The following is an 18,111-nucleotide window of genomic DNA, read 5'->3' as shown; positions in this document are numbered from 1 at the left end:
CATATTGGTAGGTATGACGAGGTTGAGAACTAGCTATGTTCTCTCACGGAGAACAAGTTGTGGAATGAGCCATTGAACCTCGTCCCCTAGAAGCGCTTTACCGATCCCACGATGCGCTCCTTAGTCGGGATGCCGGTTATCAGAGGACGCGAAGTGGAGAAAGTATACTTGGATTTGGTCGAGGCCTCAATGGCACCTCCGTGAGGAGGAGGTTTGCGGCGAGAACAGTGGGCCTCGTAGCTGAGCGCTCGGTCAACACGCCGCCGACTTTCGTTGAAGTAATTGCTGGTGAATCGCGTCCGGAAGCTCAACGACTGCCCATCAGCTCCAAACTCAGGATTAAGAAGGTACACACGATGGTCGATAGGGTTTTTGATCGCAGTAACGCTCTCTATGTGAAGACAGTTCCCGGAAAAGGGCGTGGTTTATTCGCCAATATTAATTTTAAGATTGGAGATTTAATTGAGCGAGCTCCAACGTGGGAATTTGACGATCGACAAGCAAATGTCATAGATCTCACAGGAATACTTCAATATTACTTCGTACGTGGTGACAAAAATCTTGGTCCTTTGGCGCGCTATGTTGTGTTTGGACTCGCATCGCTAGTTAATCACTCTGTGAACCCTAATTCAGAAACAGTTTGGACTGATCAAGAATCCGGCGCATGGGCCAGCCTTGTAGCAATTAGGGACATAAAGCCGGACGAGGAAATAACACAAACATACACGAACATACCCGATTATCCGAAGACTATCAAGTTCGTTGAATGATGCGCGGCAGGTCGAACGGAGATGCCATATCTTGATAAAAAACCTGTTAACTTTGCGCTATGTAGAAAAATTGGTCAGTTACACTATGGCCTTAACTGACTTCCGCAATGTGGAGAATAGGAATGTCCGACAGTTTTGCCTATGACGAGAGTAGGGCTTACACATATGAAAAATTTACCAGCTTATTAGGGAAAGTTGCGGAGGCAGACGAAACTGCTGCCCTCCTCGAGCAACTTTCCAGAGGAGGAGGGGCTCTTGAGCTCGGTATTGGCAATGGGCGCGTAGCGGTGCCGTTGAGCGAGCGGGGAGTCAGGGTCGAAGGCATCGACAATTCAGACAGCATGTTAAAACTTCTCGCCAAACGTACTGATGTGATCAAAGCCTGGAAGGGGGACATTTCCGATTTCAGCTCAGAACAACGCTACGATCTGGTCTATTGTGTTTATGGCACATTCACCCTGCTCTCCACGCGCGAAGAGCAAATAGCCTGCCTTCGATCGGCTGCGGAGGCGCTAACAGAGAAGGGGGTTGTGGTAATAGAAGTTCGTGTTCCACCCTTGGACGGTTTTGTCGGCGGCCAAAAAACTACTACGATGTACGTTGATCATGAGAATACCTTTGTCAATGCGGTACTCCATGACCCAGTAAACCAGAACTTGACTTCAACCATCCTCTGGTTTTCTGGTACATCCGTCAGACGTTTACCACAACGCGTTCGGTACGTTTATCACCAGGAGCTCGATACAATGGCCGAATGCGTTGGGCTGGAGCTGGCGGAGCGTTGGGGAGATTGGGCGAGGGGCGCGTTCACCAATGAATCCAAAGGTCACATCTCAGTTTACCGGCGAACCAGCTTGTAGTTGGTGACCTGCCTCTGAAGGTTCGTCAGTGAGAGCCTCGGCGGTCAGCCGATGCCAATCTTTGGGCCGCCCTTGGCCGGACGCTGCCTGGGGCCATACCTCAACCTTGGGCCGGTACTTGCGCCGACTCAGTTCAAAAATGGCGCTGGCCGCGCGGTAAAGACCGCCCTGGTCTAAGTCCCCGCCATGCCCAGCGGCTACACCTATAACGGTTTGATCGATCCGCCCGGCCTGGGCATCATCGAAGAGACCTGGCCAAGACCGACATGACGCCTACCCATGCTGGGCACCACGTGACCACTGGCTGGTCGACAAAACTGCCACGGCACGCGGGCTAATTCATTCTGCTGTCTCAGTTGCCTCCTTTCTGTCACAGGGTCCGCGATTGCTGCTCAAAGCTCATCCCTCGCAAAGCCCTTATCTGGCGGCCTCATGTCGTCCCGAGACGACCGCGCTCTCGGTAAACGATACCTCTTGGCAACTTGGCGTCCGTTCGGCGAGTAGAAGAGTGACATGATAACAGTGCTTCTTGATCGCATTGAACGGGGAGGCCAGCATTTCGATTCGCCCGGAGATTACGCCCATCCCCTGCGTTCGCGCTCGAGCTGAATCCAGTCGAACACGTGGCATCCGCACCAATTGGCTCGTGAACCGCGCCTTCGAGGTCCAGAAGGCCGTTTATTAGGCGCGGCCTGCGAGCTTCGATACTTAGGATACGTTTATGCATGCCGAACGGCTCCAATTGGTATATCAAGCCCGCATCCGCTCGCCCTTCGGGTCATACATCGGTTCGAGGGAGACTTCCGCGGCATAGCACTCGCCGGCGATCTCAATCTCGTAAGAAGAGGAGAGCAGAGCTGCCTCGCTTTCGTCCTTGCACGGTATATAGCCAAGGCCGAGAGCTCCACCGAGCGTGTGCCCGTAGTCTCCGGAAGTAATCGTTCCGGCGATCCGACCGTCTCGGAAAGCGACTTCGTTCTTATGAAGTAGAGGGGCAGGGTCTTTAAGTCGGAACTGAACCAACCGACGGTCGAGTCCCGTCTCAAGTTTTCTCAGCACCGCATCGCGGCCAATATATCCAGGCTTTGCCGTCTTGACAGCGAAGCCCAGCCCCGCTTCGAGCACGTGATCCCCGCTGCCAACATCATCGGGGAGGTGCCGACATGCCTTCTCCATGCGGCACGAGCCGAGGGCATGGAGCCCACACAGCTTGAGTCCGACATCGGCACCCGCCGCCTCTATTACTTCGAACACATGCGCGGCTTGGTCAGTCGAAATGTAGATCTCCCAGCCCAGCTCGCCGACAGAGGCCACTCTATGAGCCCGCGCCAGACCCATCCCGATCTCAATCTCCTGCCAGGTGCTGTAAGGGTTGTTCTCGTTGGAGAAGTCATTCGGACTCACTTTGCCGAGCAGTTCGCGCGATTTCGGTCCCATCACTGCCAGGATGCTTTCCGACGCCGACACATCGACGATAACGACGAACTCGTCGCCTAGATGCCGCCTAAGCCAACAGAGATTGGTTTGTAACGTAAGGGCTGACACGACCAGCAGGAAAGCAGTCTCCGTGAGACGACTCACGGTCAGATCGCTCTCGATCCCGCCTCGCTCGTTCAGCATTTGCGTATAGACGATCCGGCCAACCGGCACGTCGACATCATTGGAGCAAAGTCGCTGGAGGAACGTGGTAGCGTCTCGGCCCTCCACTCGGATTTTTCCGAATGAGGTTAAGTCGAAGATACCAACGCGTTCGCGTATCGCCAGGTGCTCTTCGCGCTGATTATCGAACCAGTTTTGGCGATACCAGGAGTATCGGTATTCACGCTCCTGGCCGTCCTTGGCAAACCAGTTGGCTCGCTCCCAGCCCACCATCTCACCGAACACCGCCCCGCGTGCCTTGAGATGTTCATGAATTGGCGAGCGTCGAATGCCGCGCGCTGTTGTCATCTGACGAGCGGGGAAATGGTCGCCAAACGAGAGTCCCACTATCTCCGAAACTCGCTCTCTCAAGTACGAACTGTTTTTCTGTAAGGACGCCATCCGACGGATGTCCACGCCCGATAAGTCGAAAGGCGGCTCATCGTCATTCATCCACTGCGCCAGCGCCAAGCCCGCACCCCCTGACGCAGCTATTCCTGTACTGTTGTAACCACATGCGACCCAATAGCCCTTCACATCGGGAGCTTCACCGAGGTGGTATTGGTCGTCCGGAGTGAAACTTTCCGGGCCGTTGAAGAACGTACGAATACCGGCTGTTGCCAGCATCGGAACTCGCTTGAGAGCCTTCTCCACAATGGGTTCGAAATGCGCAAAGTCCTCGGGCAACTGATCGAAGCAGAAGCTTTCCGGGATGCCGTTCATCCCCCACGGCTTCGCCTTCGGTTCGACTGCCCCAAAGAGAATTTTCCCTGCATCCTCCTTGTAGTACGTATATTCGTCGAGAACTCGTAGGACCGGCAGTCGATTTAGCCCATCTATTGGCTCTGTAATCATGTAGAAATGTTCGCACGCATGCAATGGAACCGCGACGTCACTTCTGGCGCCGAATTCCCGTGCCCACATCCCCGCGCAGTTTACTACGTTATCTGTTTCAATTACCCCTCGCTCACCATCCTTCTCCCATGTCACGCCCGACACCCGTCCGTTCCTCGCCTGAACACCGGCTACCTTCACTCCCTCAAAGATTGCGGCGCCACGCTGGCGTGCGCCTTTGGCCAGCGCCATCGCGACGTTGCCTGGATCACATTGTCCATCATTAGGGAAATGAAGCGCAGCAGTGACATCAGACACATCGATATGAGGGTACATTCCCTCGAGTTCTCGCACAGAGATCTTTCGCGCCTCCACGCCGTAGGCGGGTGCGAGAGAGAGTTGCCTGTAGAGCTCGTGCTTGCGCTCTTGGGTAACTGCGATAGACAATGAGCCGACGCGGCGAAGTCCGGTTGCAATCCCTGTCTCTTCCTCCAGGCTCGAGTAGAGTTGCATTGAGTACTTGGTCAATTTCGTCATGTCGCTAGACCCGCGAAGCTCGCTGAGTAATCCGGCGGCGTGCCAGGTCGTGCCGCACGTAAGTTGCTTACGCTCGAGCAGGATCACGTCCGTCCATCCTAGCTTCACTAAGTGATATGCGACGGAGCACCCCGACACGCCCCCTCCGATTATGACGGCTCGTGCTTTGGAAGGCAGTGGCTTCATTTCCGATACCTCAACCCGGCAAATTTCTGGTGCGACTATCATTGTAAGCTCCTGTTCAGTTTCTTTTCGGCACCCTCGCCAGAGCCAGGGGAGCGCGCCGTCCAGTTGTTCGGGATGAATGGTGAGCCTGGCGAGACCACGAGGCCACCGCAGGTCTCTATCCCTTGTCGCCTTCGCGAAGAGTGCCCGGCCAGAGCCGCATGGCGGGCTGGCGGGCGACGGACCGCGGCCGTATGGCGCCAGGACCAGAATAGTCTTGGTCGGGCATGTAACGGCGGAAAGCACCTGTCCTGATCCGATGGCGCGCGCTTGGTCGAGCGAGCGCCATCGCAACTAAATTCTTTCCGATCCAAGTGCGGCTCTCTTCGGCGAATGAGTAGAAGGGATTGCTCTAGAAGTTGCGTTTGTGGTCACGAACTTTCCGGTATCGTCTAGCCGTAGCCAAGCTCGGGACGTTCGACGTGCCGGCGTTACTCGATGCCGATTGGAAAGCAAACGCACCTTCTCGCGTCGGCTCGGGAACGCCCGGTGTCGCGGGGGCGAACGTATGTACGGCGAGCGTGATCATGGGATTGTCCCGTGCGGCGCGGCAGTGCTTGGTAGATTGGGACAGCACGTGTCGTGCCAAATGAGAAAATCATTTCAGAACAATGAGTCGGTCTGACGGGATTTGTGTCTCATGTCCGACATCGTCACAGATCCGTGTGCAGACGATCGAGCGGCTGCGTCCCCAGCGCTGGACGGGGAAGCAGATCGCTGCCGAGGCGGGTGTCTCGCCGGCAATTGTCAGCCGCGTTCTACACCGGTTGGGCCTCAAGGAGCTGAGCGCCTTGGAACCCGAACCCGTTCGCCGCTATGAACGGGAGCATCGGGCAAACTCATTCATCCCCACCTCAAGAAACTTGGCCGCATCGGCTAGTCTAGGTGGGGCATCGCATCACTGGACGGCGGACAGGCACGGTCAACCGGCATCTCGGCATTGGCTGGGAGTTCGTCCACGTCTGCATTGACGGCGCCTCTCGCGTCACCTTCGTGCAGGTCATGCCGGATGAGCGCAGGGCGAGCGCCGCTGCCTCCTGGGGGCCGCCGTCGCCTATTATGCCAAGCTGGGCATCCGGGTCGAGCCCGTGATAACCGACAGTGGCTCCTGCCACCGGTCAAAGGCTTTGCGGGCAGCCTGCAAACGTCTGGGTCTACGCATTGGGGGTGGGTAAAACGCCGATTCCCTGCGCGAATGGACGATGAATCGCGCAAATCGGTCCAGTGAAGCTGATATAAACGAGCGACCTCCTTGGCTCAACCAACAAATTCCACCCAACCCGCCCACCATGTTCCGGATTTCGATCGCAAGCTGTAACCGAATCAGTTCTGCCGCCGCTGTCCTGTTGCCCAACGACCAGGACCTCTGTGCGGCGCGCCCTGCGGGTGTACCTCCCCGCCGGCAGGGCGCCCTTTTTGACCCACGTAATCAGAATCACTATGGCCCGTCCGGAATCGAGGGTCTGGTAAAGGTCATCTGCACGTTCCGATGCAGATTGAGCTTAGACGCGCCCTTTACATCATTGCAGCGGGCCACGGTCGCCGGTTCCAAAGTGCGGCAACGCCGAAGATATCTTCCTTCAGATCACAAAGAGCAGAATAATCATTGCGGTGAATTTTTATCACACCAGGCATATAAAAGGACGATACTCTTACGCCATCCCCGTTCACAAGGAAAAGGCATTTTAACATTGTTGAGACGATTTGCCTGTCAATGAAAAGAAAGCATCGCAACACTTCTTTCCGGATGACGGCGCCCCGGGTGGGGGATGAACGGCTATCCGAATTGTTATGCTAATGCCGACCCAAATTCCTGCAAAAGCTGGGTCAATGATGGCTTTTGGTCAGCGCAGGATGATTTCTCCTGATTCGGACGGTGCAGGGGCGGTCATGATTTAATGCATGGAGATTCTCTGATTGAGCTGTTGAAAGATCAAGAGGCGTCTGCCAGACGCCCATCGGGCGAGCCCAGCATGATTGGGATGACCGGCGAAGATCGAAAGTGTGGCAGCATTCTGGAGCCTGGTCAGCCCAGCGACGCCCGCGAAGTCAATCGCGTTTGTCGGGACATACACGACGCAGCCGGAAGGCGTGAAGAAAGAGGAAGAATCGAGCGCGACGATGACGAGGGACCTGCCACTTGTTTTCGAGACATTCCTTGAAAGACTGTCACAGAGTATCGATGAGGCAGATTTCCGGGATGCCATGGCTGAGGCGGCCGGACGATTTGACCTAATCTCCTTTGCCTACCTCTCCTTGCCAGCACGGCCTTCCGGCAAACCGAGGCTAATTTCGAACTATCCACCCCGCTGGACCAGACAGTATCTGGAAAATCAGTATGAGAAACTCGATCCTGTGATGTTGCGTGCTCGAAATGGCGGCTGCCCGTTTCACTGGGGATCGAATTTGGGAGGCGATAAAATGTCGCCGGCTCAACAGCAGCTATTCGATGAGGCGGCTCAATTCAGCATCTGCTGCGGTTTGACGATCCCAATTGTCGATCTCCGCGGCCGCATCGCTGCGGTTACTTTTGCCGCCGATGAGCCTCGTCCAGTATTTCTTCGGGTCGCTGAGCGGTACGAACAAGCTCTTCAGCTGATGGCGGCCTGCTTTCATCGTTGCGTTCGCCGCAAACTGCCGAGCGATCGAACAGTGGATGGGATTTCGCTGACATCCCGCGAATATGAGTGCCTGCGGTGGGCAGCGCGGGGTAATTCAGCCTGGGTGACCGGCCGCATCTTGGGCATCAAGCCACGCACGATCGCTTTTCATTTGGACAATGCCAAGAAGAAGCTAGGCGTGCGAACCCAAAATCAGGCTATAGCCCTTTTGGGGTCCGAAGGGTCCTCAATTGTCTGAGAAGCTTTTTGATCCGGTTGTGCTCGGTCCATTCGATCGCGCGCTTTGTATCGAGCGTTGACTGGATGCCGAGATCTTCTGTTCCGCCGGCTCGGTCAGGGCGATGCAGCCGTATTCTTCCAGTCCGCGCCGGTGATCTTAGTCTATCGGTGCTCGAGCGGGTGTTTCGTCGCTGACGAGCTAGTCGTGCGGTTTTATAGTTTCCGAGGATGGCCCGCTTGCATACCTGCCTGCCGGTAATCTTCAACCGTTGACTTAGGGCGATGGCTTTCGGTTATCCGGCTTGAAAGCGAAGAGGTGGACCCTTCTGGGTCGAGCGCCGGCACGATATGGAGTGCTGCTCCGGGCTATTACCCACCCAGACAGAGCGGAACCTTCTATCACGTCAGACGCTCGGACGAATTGCCAAAACCCGATTTCCTGGGAACTGAATTGTGCTCGCCACCGGGTCCATTTTGCCGGCGAGTCTGTGGTGCAGGTCCCGATCAGCCTGACCACTGGCTGCCACAGAACTGCCTACTTGTATGACCGAGCACTGCGCATTTGTCAGCTGGCGAACAATTCCTTGTAGCCGCTCGTCACCATCCAGTTCGCACGGTCGAGATGACTACGAAGCGCCTTCCTGGCGCGCTCCGGTTCAAGTGCCGGATCAATGCCGAGGATCAGATGGGCCATTTCCTCTTCGGGCGCCTCATCGGCTGAGGCGTCCAGGAGCCTCATATAGGTGGTAAAGTGCGCCCTGTCGTAGGCGGTAAGACGGTCAGACCAAGGGACTTCGTCGAGCAGTGTTGAGCTTTGATTCCTATCTGTTCCCGTTGATCGATTCATCTCTGCCGCGAACCTCGCATGTTGATCGCTGGATTCAAGGCAGAATATCCCAAGATGGGATAATCCGAAACGGGGATTAGTCGCTGAGCCGGTCTCTACCTGACCGGTTCACCTAAATGCCAAAATCTCTTCGATCTCCCCGCCACCAGCGGTTTCTGGCCCAGTTGATCTCACTGCGCAAGGTCAAAGGGCTGACGCAGGCGCAGGTGGCTGAGATGCTTGGTCGTCCGCAATCTTTTGTGGCGAAATATGAGGGTGGAGAGCGGCGTCTCGATATCATTGAGTTTCTCGACGTAACTGCGGCTCTCGACGCTGATCCGTGTGAGATTCTGTTGAGCCTGCGGACGTAGTGGGCGCCCGCGCCCATCACCGCGCGTGCCGGGTGCCGGTGGGTCGATCCCCGCTTTTCTTGGCTCAGGGCGTCTCGACCATTCCGCTGCACCTCCTAGCGCGTCGTTAGACTCTCGCAATTCTCTCTGTTGTGCCTTTCCCAGCAGGTGGCGCCGCATCCTTCTAGGCCCGCCGCGGCGTCCCGCAACCCTTAGCTAGCTGTGAGCTTTCAGTAGGTTGTCCATCCGGTCCTCCGGATGCGGTGCGGCTCAGACGGCGGGCCCGTTCCTGTCATGACTCGCCGCCGCACCGCTTCCTGGGAAGCAGCCATTGGCGAGCGGAGGACAAAACGATGAGACAGCGAAGCGCTGGGCCATCCGCGCCGACTGGAAGTCCTCGCGATCATCTTCGAGCGCATTCGCGCTGTGGTGATGCGTCGATGCATGGTGGTTACGCGACTTCGTTGCTTGAAGCGAAGCGACCGCACCGCCCATTTCGTCAACTGGCGAACAAATCCTTGTAGCCGCTCGTCACCACCCAGTTTGCACGGTCGAGATGACTGCGAAGAACGTTCCGTGCGCGCTCCGGTTCGCGTGCCGGATCAATGCCGAGGATCACATGGGCCATTTCCTCTTCAGTGGCGTTGTCGGCTGAGGCGTCCAGGAGCCTCATATAGGTTGTAAAGTGGTCCTTGTCGTAGGCTGTAATGCGGTCCGACCAGGGGACCTCGTCGGCAAACGGCGTGTTCGATTTGGGCTGTAACATCGCTAATTCTATCTCCGGCCAATGGACCCGCGAAGCCCTCTGCCTGCTAAATGTGGATTACATATTATAGTTGATAAACTCAAGCCGCCTGATCCGCTGGCTTGCGTGCATGGATATGCGCAAGTTGGTCGGACGGAATGTGCAGAGGATCAGGCAAAGGAAGCGTCTGACGCAGGAGCAGCTTGCGGAGATTTCCGGGTTCAGTCAGCAGTACATCAGCGGCTTGGAGAAAGGCCGAAGAAATCCGACAATTATCACGATCTATGAACTGGCATTGGCCCTCGGCGTCAGCCACATGGATCTGGTTCGGCCCGACAAACAGGCCTGATGCACCTGCCCTCCAAGTACCTGGCGGCCTGACGGCGCGCGCCGGGTGCTCGTGAACCCAATCCGCTTTTCTTAGGGCCCCCCGGCAGCCCCTGCCATTTGGCTCGCCTGGCACGGGCGCACCCTATTGGACAGTCGGCCGCTGCGGTTTTTGTCAGCCTTTCCTGGGGCGTGGGGGTTGGTCGGCATCCCCTTTTAGGCCCGCCGCGGCCTCCCGCAACCTTCGCTCTCGCTTCAGGTCCTTCTCTTCGTTACGGTCCTTCGGATGCGGTCCGCCGCTTTCAGCGGGCCTAATCGCTTTCTGCCGCCCACCCACGGGGACAGGCACGCGAGACTGGTATGGAGCGTTGCGGTTAGCGCGCGAACAGCAAAGGAACTGAAAAAACAGGCAACTGTCGCAGCATGGCTGAACCAGCCATCGTGTCGGCATCTAGGAGCCGCGTGTTCGCCTTGCGCTGACACGAAGCTCAGACATGACGTCCGGGAGACGATGCTGGCAAATGGTCTGGCTGAAGCATTCCACCCATAATACCAAAGCCCGTCCCGATCCAAAGCGCTTCTAAGCACTCCATCTCAGGCGCAAGGCCGGTTGGCCAGTGCACCTTCTTGGTCCGCCAGAAGAGAACCCCGCCCGAGAATAGCTTCATGAGGTCTTGCCCTGCAGTGTCGACCGTAAAAAAGGGCGCGCGAGGCGCCCTTCACTTTAAACCGGCAGTCGGGAAGCAGACTTCACTCTGATATTCAAAAGCGGTAGGTGACACCTGCGCCTATCAGCCAGGGATCGAGCTCCGCCTTCCCCGTCAGCTTCGCGCCGGCCACCGTGACGTCGAAGTCCGGCTTCAGGAAAAGCTTCTTCACGTCGAAGTTGACGCCCCAGTGCTCGTCCACCATGTAGTCGAAACCGACCTGCAGCGCCGTGCCGAACGTATTCTTCACCTTGAGAGCGTCGGCGCTGCCGGTGTCCTGGTTATAGAAAACCGTGTAGTTCACGCCGGCGCCGACATAGGGCTTGAACGCGCCGAAATCGGTAAAATGGTACTGCAACGTGAGCGTCGGCGGCAGCAGCCAAACTTTGCCGATGCTGCCCAACCCACCGATCGTCCCTTGGCCCGCGATGTTGGCATAGGTGGTACCGAGTATGAGTTCGGCGGCGATGTTGTCGGTGAAGAAATACGAGATATCGAGTTCCGGCGTCACCGTGTTCGAATAGGAAAGACCGGAGCCGGGAAGCGTATCAACGTAGCCCAGATCTTTCGTAACGACGCCCAACCCCCGCAGGCGGACCTGCCAAGGGCTTGGCGCTTCGGTGACCGAGGCTCCCGTCTCCGCCAGGACGGTCTCTGCTTGCGCAGGCTCCGCGGCGACGGCCTGCTGTCCCACGATGATCAGGGCCACCGCCGCTGCTATTGCCCGCGCTACGCCCATTCGCGTTCTCGCCATGATATTCACTCCTTGATGTTCAGAAAGGATGCACTGCACTATTTCGTCTCCTGCTCGAATGAATTGTTGATGGACCTCAAATGCCCCACTTGCGTTGCAACGCGTTCCGCCGTCTCCGGAAGGTGATCGTTGAAGCCGATTGCGCTGCGGAGAAAATTGGTGCCTAGACTGATGAATGCGGCTTGCTCCCGATTGTCCTCGCCGCAGCCGTGCCCGCCTGCGCTGGCCTCGTAGAAGTAAGCGGGATAGCCAAGAGCCTGCAGTTTTGCGGCCATCTTGCGCGCATGGCCCGGATGGACGCGGTCGTCGCGTTTCGTGGTGGCGATCAGGATAGGCGGATAGGGCTGTCCCGGCGCTGCGGCGTGATAGGCGGAGATTTCCTTCAGGAAAGCCCAATCGTGAACCTTGTCCGGATCGCCATATTCGTCGATCCAGCTCGCGCCCGCCAAGAGCTTGGTGTAGCGACGCATGTCGATAAGCGGTGCTGTGCAGAACAGAGCCCCGAAATGCTCAGGATAGCGGGTCAGCATGTTTGCGATCAGCAGGCCGCCATTTGAGCCACCCTCGGCGGCAATCCGCCTCGGCAGGGTGATGCCCCTTCGCACGAGGTCGGCGGCAACGGCGGCGAAATCGTCATGGGCGAGACGCTTGCCCTCCCTGCGCCCGGCTTCGTGCCAGCGGGTGCCGAACTCGCCGCCGCCGCGGATGTTCGCCTCGACACACGTGCCGCCGCGCTCGAGCCACAGCTTGCCCAGCGGGGAGTTGTAGTAGGGCAGGAGTGATACGCCGAACCCGCCATAAGCGGAAAGGTGAATCGGAGCATCTCCGTTCCCGTTCGCCGGACCAACCTGCGTATAGGGGATCAGCTCATGATCGATAGAGACTGCCTCGTGGCGCGTGACCACCAGTCCGGATGCATCGAAATTCTCCGGGCTGCGCTTCAGGATTGCTGAAGCGCTGAGAGACGGCGCGGCATTGAGATCGAATAGCAAGAGCTGCGGCGGCGTGATCGGATCCTGAGCACAGACCAGGACCTCTCCATTGGCCTCGTGAACTGCCGCATCGAATGACCAGACGTGGACAGTCCCTTCGGCGGGCAGAGTGTCCAGGACTCGGCGCGTCCATTCCTGGTGGCCGGGAGTGAACATCTCGAAACGCGGTACGAGATTGATGAGGTAAGAGATAATGAGCTTCCCGTCATTCCAGAAGAATGACTGCAGGGAGCGCCTTTCCCCTGGTTGAAACAGGGTCTCAAATCGGCGTCCGCCGGCGAGGAAAGAGCAAAGCGAGATGACGATCAGCGCGTCGGCGGGATGGGTGGTGCCTCCCACCGTCCACGGCTTGCGCGGCCTTACCGCCAGCCAGTCGCCGAAGACCCGCCACGACGCGTCACGAGGAAGATCGATCTGCCTCCTCGGCCCGCTCCTGTCGCCGATCCAGCTGATTTCCTCGAAGAAGGCCGGCTTCTCGATGAACCAAAGGCGCTCGCTGCGGCCGGTGCGGTCCGAATGACCAGACACCTTGAGGCTCTCGAACCCGGCCTCGAAGATTACCGGTGTGGTGAGGGGATCCGCGTCACGCTTCCACAGTCGCACGGTGCGCGCATAGCCGGAGCGGGTGGCCATGCCATTACCAAGCGCACTGGAAAGCAGAAGCGTGTCAGGGTCCAGCCAACTAACGTAGCCTTTGGCCTCGGGGAGATTGAAACCGTCGGCGACAAAGCTCAGAGAGATCAGGTCGAATTCGCGATGCACGACCGCGTCGCTGCCGCCGCGCGACAGGCGCAGAACGGCTCTTTCCCGTCTCTCCGGCTCGATGGACGCGCCGTCCCAGATCCAATCCTCTCCGTCGCTAGCCGCGAGAGCATCCAGATCGAGCAGTAGCTCCCATTGGGGATCCGCCTTCATGTAGGCGGCAAGGGTGGTCCGGCGCCACAGTCCGCGTGGATTTCCGGCATCTCGCCAGTAATTGTGGAGGTACTGACCATGGCGCGCGATCAGGGGAAGGTTGTCGCGATTGTCGAAAATGGCTGTCAGAGCCGCGCGGTCGCGCTCGAACTGCGTTCCACCGAAGTGCTTTAGGGTCTTTGCCGACTGGCCGGCGGCCCAGGCAAGTGCCCGCTCGCCCTCTACATTTTCAAGCCAGAGATAGGGATCGTCGTCGGGAGCATCCAGCGTTGGACGGACATCAAATGCGTTCATGTCCGAACGACCTGAGGAATGAAAGTGGAATGGCTTCCGTTTGATCGGGAACGCTCAGTGTTGGTAGCGGCGCCCACATGTTCGAAAAGCGTGATCATTGATGAGTTCTTCCAGTCGGTGCGGCATCGCAGTGCTTTTGCGCATAGGACCGCAACCGACGTGCCAACTGGGAAAATCGTTTCGGAACAATGCGATCGCTCTGGAAGCGTTGTGTCACATGTCCGACATCGTCGAGAATCCGACAACGAGTGCTCCTCCTAATCCCGGGTCAACTCCGGCGCCAGTCGGTGACACCGTGCAGAATTCGAGCAGACGAGCGCCCCCAAGCTCGCGAAGCGCATTGAAATACGTGAGCACTGTCAGATACGGATCGGCGGCATCTTCCCCTTCTTGCGTCGGGCTGGAAGTCAATGCCTGCGCGCCTGCCAGCAGGGTCTGCATGCTCCGAAGAAAGAGGAGTTTAAGCCCGCGACCCTGACTCGCCACACCGACGTAGAGGCGGGCTGGCTCTCGTGCCGATGGCACAGTGCTGGCGAAGAAGCTGTCGGTACGGTGGATGCCGGGTGGCGGAAATACGGCCGTCTCCGAACGATCGAACAAGGCTGCGATCTGTTTCTCCGCCCTTCGGACGGTCGCGGTCGAGGCGACGATTTTTGGACGAATGAGTCCATGAAGACCCGGCCGCGACGACAGCAGGTCGATCGCTGTTTCGTAGAGTGCGGCCGCCGTTCCAAGCGGGCCAGAGATCAGGTGCAGTTCGTCCTGGATGACAAGATCCGGCGGATCGAGCCGATGCCCGTTTCCGAAGGGGCGACCTTCGCCTGGCTCAGACGCGCCGAAGAACCCCTTGTCCGGATCATGCCGATCTACGTGTCCAAAGAATGCGCCGCTCTTGCCAATCCATGGAAGGGAGGCAAATTTGTCCACCGTGGCGATGAGAAATGCGGGAAGACGGCGGTAAATTGGCTCGTCCACCACGAGCACCGGCAGGTGTCGATCCCGCGTGAAGTCGCATTCGGCGTTCTCGCATTTGAGCACTAGATTCTGCGGAGCTGTCCTGTTGGGCGTGAAGTGGAAGCTCTCTGGCTTGAAGGGCTCACCACACCAGGGACATGCCTTCAGTGGCACCGGGGTTTCGTCTTAGGTCTGCTCTGGTACCGCTTCAGCCAGGTCGTCGCGGCGTCCTTGCCGGAAGAATTTCGCGGCTGGATTGTTCGGTGAGGCTGCGCCGCCCACCCAGAGTCCAATCTCGATCGGCCATTCGCCAAGCGTCTTCCGGCCATTGTCATCATGGGTCCGCAGGAGTTCGAGCGCGCAGACGAGACCAGCGGCGTGAGCAGGCGTAACGTGTAGCGCATGATGACGCTGATGCCCGCACCCAGCACGCCAGATCCGCGGAGCCGCCTCGGCACAATCGCATAGGCGGCAAGTCCAAGATATGCTTCCGTCTTGCCGCCGCCGGTCGGAAAAAAAGCAGGTCGACGATCTCGCGCTCACCACTGTTTCGGTCGGTCACGCCAACGAGATTGAGGAGGACGAAGGCTAGCTGGAACGGCCGCCATGTTGGCGGGTCTACATCGCCCGGCAGCTTCTTCTGCCTCGCGCCGGCGGTTGGCCATCGCCATCGCCGTATTCATCAGGCCGAATGCTTCACGCGCCATCGTATCACGCTTAAGGAGATCTATCCCATCGCGAATCCTGCTGCCGGCGGTGTCAACATTTTCCAGAAGCGCCTGGCCCGTCTTTAGCCGTCTCGGCGCAAGCCCTGTCATCAGTCCTTCCTGACTCCGCCGCCACTCGGCGTAAAGTTCAGGCAGTGAATCCAAGGCTGCACTGACCGCTTCGGCTCCGGAAACGGCAGCCCGAGCGAGAGCCTCCATGCCGAACTCGACGCCATCGCTCCTTGCCGGGACGACACGTTCCACCTCCTGCTGCGGAAGGAAATCGGTCCAAACACGCGTCACGGGGAGCGGATCGTTCGTCGCGTCAAGCCGTTCTTGCCAGCCTGCAGATGTGTTGCGACCAACGGCATATTCGCGGACATCGCGATAATGGAGATCGCCCAGCCTAAGGTCGAAATCATCGGACTGGTAGGTGGACAGGTCGCTGCGCGGATAAAATCCATCCGCACATTCGAGCTCGATCCGGGTCTGGAACGCGTAGGCCACGTCCTTGTACGGAGCCTTTGTGCTCCGTCGACGGTTTACCAAGAAGACGGTGATGACGCGCAGACGCTCTTCAGCCCCCTCCGGAGTCTTTTGACGGAGCACACGGTGTCAACGGCGACTTCGATGCCGCCGCCCGGCCTCTGAGTCAGCGCTTTCCGGCAGCAGGATTCCGGACTGGTTCCGAGTGACGTCGAGGACGATCGCGGCTTCGCCGGGAACCCGAACCCAACGGAGGTTCTCGGGCTTTTCTGGCTTTGGCTTGCCCTTTCCCGACAGTTCGGGAATGAGGAGCGCATCGGGCAATGGGGGCTCCGTCTTATAGTTCCCCCATGTTGCGCGCAGCGTGACTTGACTCACCGTTTGCGGAAGAACCACCGTCAACCCTATCGACGACGGAAGAAACCTGTCCCGCGGTGGTTGGTCAGTCGAATCCTTCTCCTCGACCTCCCCCTCGACAGCGGAGTCCAGCATCTCACTGGCGAGAAGGTCGTCGGCGGTTTCTTCGATGGTTTCCTCGCCGTCAGGTATCACAGGCGCAACACCGTCGTAGGCGGGAACGATAAAGCCCCCGGCGTCCCAGCGATTGCTTCTCGGTCAAACTTCGCGTGCGAGATTCTGATCAAGGTCAGGATTCGGGCCGACTAGGTCGCGGCGGAGGATGTCGATCAGCTTGTTTCGTACCTCGAGCGAATTCGTCATGGTGTCGGTCTCTCAAGGTAAAGCTGCGCAGCGTCTGGTCGAGCCATTTTTGGGTATAGGCATCTTTAACAGGACCTTCGGACGATGGCCGATATCGGCGAGGAGCCGCTCCAACGAGACCAGTCTGTCGCGCAAGCCGAGGCGCAGCCCAACGCGAAGACTCGCCTTATCCGGACCGCAAAGGAGCCAAGCGTCGCTGCGCGTGATGGTGTGTCCAGAGCATCTGCTCTCCGGCGTCCAGAAAGCGCATATGGTCGTCACGCAATAGCGCGCTCGCGCGTTCAATGTCGCTGACCGGATGTACGGCTTTAAGTGTCTCTCTCAGAACATTAGCTTCGATCTGCTGTTCGGGCCGCCGCCTCTGGAGCCCTGTCTGGGTTTCGATCTCACACATCTCGACCGTCTCCACCGGGTACCCGCTCGTCAGCGCCTTCCATGCCGACACACGCCAGCACTCGATGATGACGTTGGTATCGACCAGCAACGAACTTCGGTGCCGCGGCATTCACCCGCCTACAACTCGTATGGCGCTTCCACGCTGTGAACTGCAAAGAGGTCCGCAAGATCGTCGATCGAGATGCCGAGCAGGTGCAATACGCGCCTCATCGCCACACGACCCTCATTGACAGCCTTGCCGATCACCTCGACGAACGTCGGGGAGAACAGCGGAAGCAGCGGCTCTTCGGCGGGCTTGCTACGGCCGTTGTTGCGAAGGCGATCTTCGGCGATACCCCTGCCAATATCCTTGTCGATCCAGTCAAGGCCGACCAGCCGCCAGCGCAATGCGGAAGCCGTGACCCTCAATTCATCTGCGACCGCGTTCAGCCGTACGATGAGTTCGTCGCCTGCCAATTCGGACCAATCGCCAACCTTGCCAAGCACAGTTGAAGGCATGAGGAGAGCCGAGGCGAAATTGTCGGCGAGTTGCTCGACCCGGCTACGTTTCTTGGGCACGACATCTTCGACATGATCCGGCGGCATCGCGTCCCAGGTGAGGATGTGGAAAAGCTCGTGAGCGAGGTCGAAATGGCGGCGACCCGCAACCTCGCGGCGATTGATCAACACGACATCCAGTTCCGGCAGGCGGCAGGCGGCGCCCGACACGCCTTCGATCGGATCAACCATCAGGACCAGCATTCCGAGATCCCGCTCCATGACCTCGGCGAGGCGAGCGGCAGGCACGTTTCCTAGCTTATATTCGCCGGCGAACCGGTCGCCCGCAGCCGATGCATCCTCGTAGCTGGATTCTTTTGAAAGACCGAGCGAGCACCTCAGCAGCGGAGCTTCCCTGCCCACTTGTGGCGCGAGCGTACGGAATGCCGCGATCACGCGGCCCGCGTCTTCTTCGTAACCCAGTAGGGCACGACCGATGACGCCGTTCTGACGCCAGGAGAACTTACCTTCGCCGACGAGCAGAAACGGATCGGTGAAAAAGTCCAGCGGAACGCGAAAGATTTCGACGGCGCGAACGAGTTCCTCGGCCGAAAGTCGCCGCTCGCCCGTCTCGATGGCGGAAATGGTCTGGCGGTCCTTGAAGCCGAACAGACGCGCGGCCTCCTCCTGCGAGAGGTTGCGCTGTCTGCGCAGCGCTTTCAAACGGATGCTGATGGTGGGAGTCGACATGTCGCAC

15 protein-coding genes and 1 pseudogene are annotated in these 18,111 nt (G+C 58.4%); 6 read left to right on the top strand and 10 right to left on the bottom strand.

Annotation, left to right across the window (positions count from 1 at the left end; genetic code table 11):
- Window positions 1-227: 227 nt before the first annotated feature.
- On the top strand, window positions 228-770 hold the full coding sequence (locus tag EN851_RS16665; RefSeq protein WP_135929575.1) for an SET domain-containing protein-lysine N-methyltransferase: 543 nt from the start codon (window positions 228-230) through the stop codon (window positions 768-770).
- A gap of 122 nt (window positions 771-892) precedes the next feature.
- Window positions 893-1,630 carry a class I SAM-dependent methyltransferase gene (locus tag EN851_RS16660; protein ID WP_135929574.1) on the top strand — a complete coding sequence of 246 codons (738 nt, stop codon included), beginning with the start codon at window positions 893-895 and terminating at the stop codon, window positions 1,628-1,630.
- Window positions 1,631-2,380: 750 nt separating this feature from the next.
- Here the strand turns inward: EN851_RS16660 and EN851_RS16655 are convergent.
- Entirely contained in the window at window positions 2,381-4,825 is a 2,445-nt protein-coding gene (locus tag EN851_RS16655; protein ID WP_135929617.1) for an FAD-dependent oxidoreductase, read from the bottom strand.
- A 722-nt stretch (window positions 4,826-5,547) separates the two neighbouring features.
- Between EN851_RS16655 and EN851_RS37140 the strand changes: the two are divergent.
- Together EN851_RS37140 and EN851_RS16650 are read left to right on the top strand one after the other, a co-directional pair.
- Window positions 5,548-6,021: pseudogene (locus tag EN851_RS37140) on the top strand (IS481 family transposase); the annotation flags it as partial.
- 964 nt (window positions 6,022-6,985) lie between these two features.
- Window positions 6,986-7,723, top strand: coding sequence for a LuxR family transcriptional regulator (locus tag EN851_RS16650; protein WP_135929616.1), 738 nt, complete (start codon window positions 6,986-6,988; stop codon window positions 7,721-7,723).
- Between the two features lie 546 nt (window positions 7,724-8,269).
- Here the strand turns inward: EN851_RS16650 and EN851_RS16645 are convergent.
- Window positions 8,270-8,551, bottom strand: a complete 282-nt coding sequence (locus EN851_RS16645; protein ID WP_127239666.1) for a DUF2285 domain-containing protein — start codon at window positions 8,549-8,551, stop codon at window positions 8,270-8,272.
- Between the two features lie 116 nt (window positions 8,552-8,667).
- On the opposite strand from EN851_RS16645, the gene EN851_RS16640 reads away from it, so the two are divergent.
- On the top strand, window positions 8,668-8,901 hold the full coding sequence (locus EN851_RS16640) for a helix-turn-helix transcriptional regulator (protein WP_091597910.1): 234 nt from the start codon (window positions 8,668-8,670) through the stop codon (window positions 8,899-8,901).
- A 478-nt stretch (window positions 8,902-9,379) separates the two neighbouring features.
- Here EN851_RS16640 and EN851_RS16635 read toward each other — a convergent pair whose 3' ends face one another.
- Window positions 9,380-9,646 carry a DUF2285 domain-containing protein gene (locus tag EN851_RS16635; RefSeq protein WP_029354712.1) on the bottom strand — a complete coding sequence of 89 codons (267 nt, stop codon included), beginning with the start codon at window positions 9,644-9,646 and terminating at the stop codon, window positions 9,380-9,382.
- 109 nt (window positions 9,647-9,755) lie between these two features.
- Between EN851_RS16635 and EN851_RS16630 the strand changes: the two genes are divergently transcribed.
- Window positions 9,756-9,974 (top strand): helix-turn-helix transcriptional regulator, encoded by a 219-nt coding sequence (locus tag EN851_RS16630; protein ID WP_029354714.1) that lies wholly within the window; start codon window positions 9,756-9,758, stop codon window positions 9,972-9,974.
- A 740-nt stretch (window positions 9,975-10,714) separates the two neighbouring features.
- Here the strand turns inward: EN851_RS16630 and EN851_RS16625 are convergent.
- The 7 genes from EN851_RS16625 to EN851_RS16595 all read right to left on the bottom strand — a co-directional run bounded on the left by EN851_RS16625 (window position 10,715) and on the right by EN851_RS16595 (window position 18,104).
- On the bottom strand, window positions 10,715-11,413 hold the full coding sequence (locus EN851_RS16625) for an OmpW family protein (RefSeq protein ID WP_135929615.1): 699 nt from the start codon (window positions 11,411-11,413) through the stop codon (window positions 10,715-10,717).
- A gap of 38 nt (window positions 11,414-11,451) precedes the next feature.
- On the bottom strand, window positions 11,452-13,614 hold the full coding sequence (locus EN851_RS16620) for a prolyl oligopeptidase family serine peptidase (protein WP_126097363.1): 2,163 nt from the start codon (window positions 13,612-13,614) through the stop codon (window positions 11,452-11,454).
- A gap of 213 nt (window positions 13,615-13,827) precedes the next feature.
- Entirely contained in the window at window positions 13,828-14,742 is a 915-nt protein-coding gene (locus EN851_RS16615; RefSeq protein WP_126097364.1) for a hypothetical protein, read from the bottom strand.
- Window positions 14,743-15,107: 365 nt separating this feature from the next.
- The gene (locus EN851_RS16610) at window positions 15,108-15,782 is read right to left on the bottom strand and encodes a hypothetical protein (protein ID WP_127275150.1); all 675 of its coding nucleotides are present in this window, start codon (window positions 15,780-15,782) and stop codon (window positions 15,108-15,110) included.
- A gap of 108 nt (window positions 15,783-15,890) precedes the next feature.
- The gene (locus EN851_RS16605) at window positions 15,891-16,313 is read right to left on the bottom strand and encodes a hypothetical protein (protein WP_126097366.1); all 423 of its coding nucleotides are present in this window, start codon (window positions 16,311-16,313) and stop codon (window positions 15,891-15,893) included.
- 334 nt (window positions 16,314-16,647) lie between these two features.
- Window positions 16,648-16,965 carry a hypothetical protein gene (locus tag EN851_RS16600; protein ID WP_126097367.1) on the bottom strand — a complete coding sequence of 106 codons (318 nt, stop codon included), beginning with the start codon at window positions 16,963-16,965 and terminating at the stop codon, window positions 16,648-16,650.
- A 29-nt stretch (window positions 16,966-16,994) separates the two neighbouring features.
- Entirely contained in the window at window positions 16,995-18,104 is a 1,110-nt protein-coding gene (locus tag EN851_RS16595; protein ID WP_126097368.1) for an XRE family transcriptional regulator, read from the bottom strand.
- Window positions 18,105-18,111 lie beyond the last annotated feature (7 nt).

Origin of the sequence: Mesorhizobium sp. M8A.F.Ca.ET.208.01.1.1, assembly GCF_004791315.1 — a bacterium.
Classification (GTDB): Bacteria; Pseudomonadota; Alphaproteobacteria; order Rhizobiales; family Rhizobiaceae; genus Mesorhizobium.
The sequence above is the reverse complement of the archived record's forward strand: the minus strand, read 5'-3'. Positions and strand labels throughout refer to the sequence as shown.

Excerpts from the sequence above, each read along its gene's own strand:
- EN851_RS16645 (WP_127239666.1), bottom strand. The coding sequence starts at position 8,551 with ATGAATCGATCAACGGGAACAGATAGGAATCAAAGCTCAACACTGCTC.
- EN851_RS16640 (WP_091597910.1), top strand. The coding sequence starts at position 8,668 with ATGCCAAAATCTCTTCGATCTCCCCGCCACCAGCGGTTTCTGGCCCAG.
- EN851_RS16630 (WP_029354714.1), top strand. The coding sequence starts at position 9,756 with ATGGATATGCGCAAGTTGGTCGGACGGAATGTGCAGAGGATCAGGCAA.
- EN851_RS16625 (WP_135929615.1), bottom strand. The coding sequence starts at position 11,413 with ATGGCGAGAACGCGAATGGGCGTAGCGCGGGCAATAGCAGCGGCGGTG.
- EN851_RS16595 (WP_126097368.1), bottom strand. The coding sequence starts at position 18,104 with ATGTCGACTCCCACCATCAGCATCCGTTTGAAAGCGCTGCGCAGACAG.
- EN851_RS16635 (WP_029354712.1), bottom strand. The coding sequence starts at position 9,646 with ATGTTACAGCCCAAATCGAACACGCCGTTTGCCGACGAGGTCCCCTGG.
- EN851_RS16620 (WP_126097363.1), bottom strand. The coding sequence starts at position 13,614 with ATGAACGCATTTGATGTCCGTCCAACGCTGGATGCTCCCGACGACGAT.
- EN851_RS16650 (WP_135929616.1), top strand. The coding sequence starts at position 6,986 with ATGACGAGGGACCTGCCACTTGTTTTCGAGACATTCCTTGAAAGACTG.
- EN851_RS16660 (WP_135929574.1), top strand. The coding sequence starts at position 893 with ATGTCCGACAGTTTTGCCTATGACGAGAGTAGGGCTTACACATATGAA.
- EN851_RS16655 (WP_135929617.1), bottom strand. The coding sequence starts at position 4,825 with ATGAAGCCACTGCCTTCCAAAGCACGAGCCGTCATAATCGGAGGGGGC.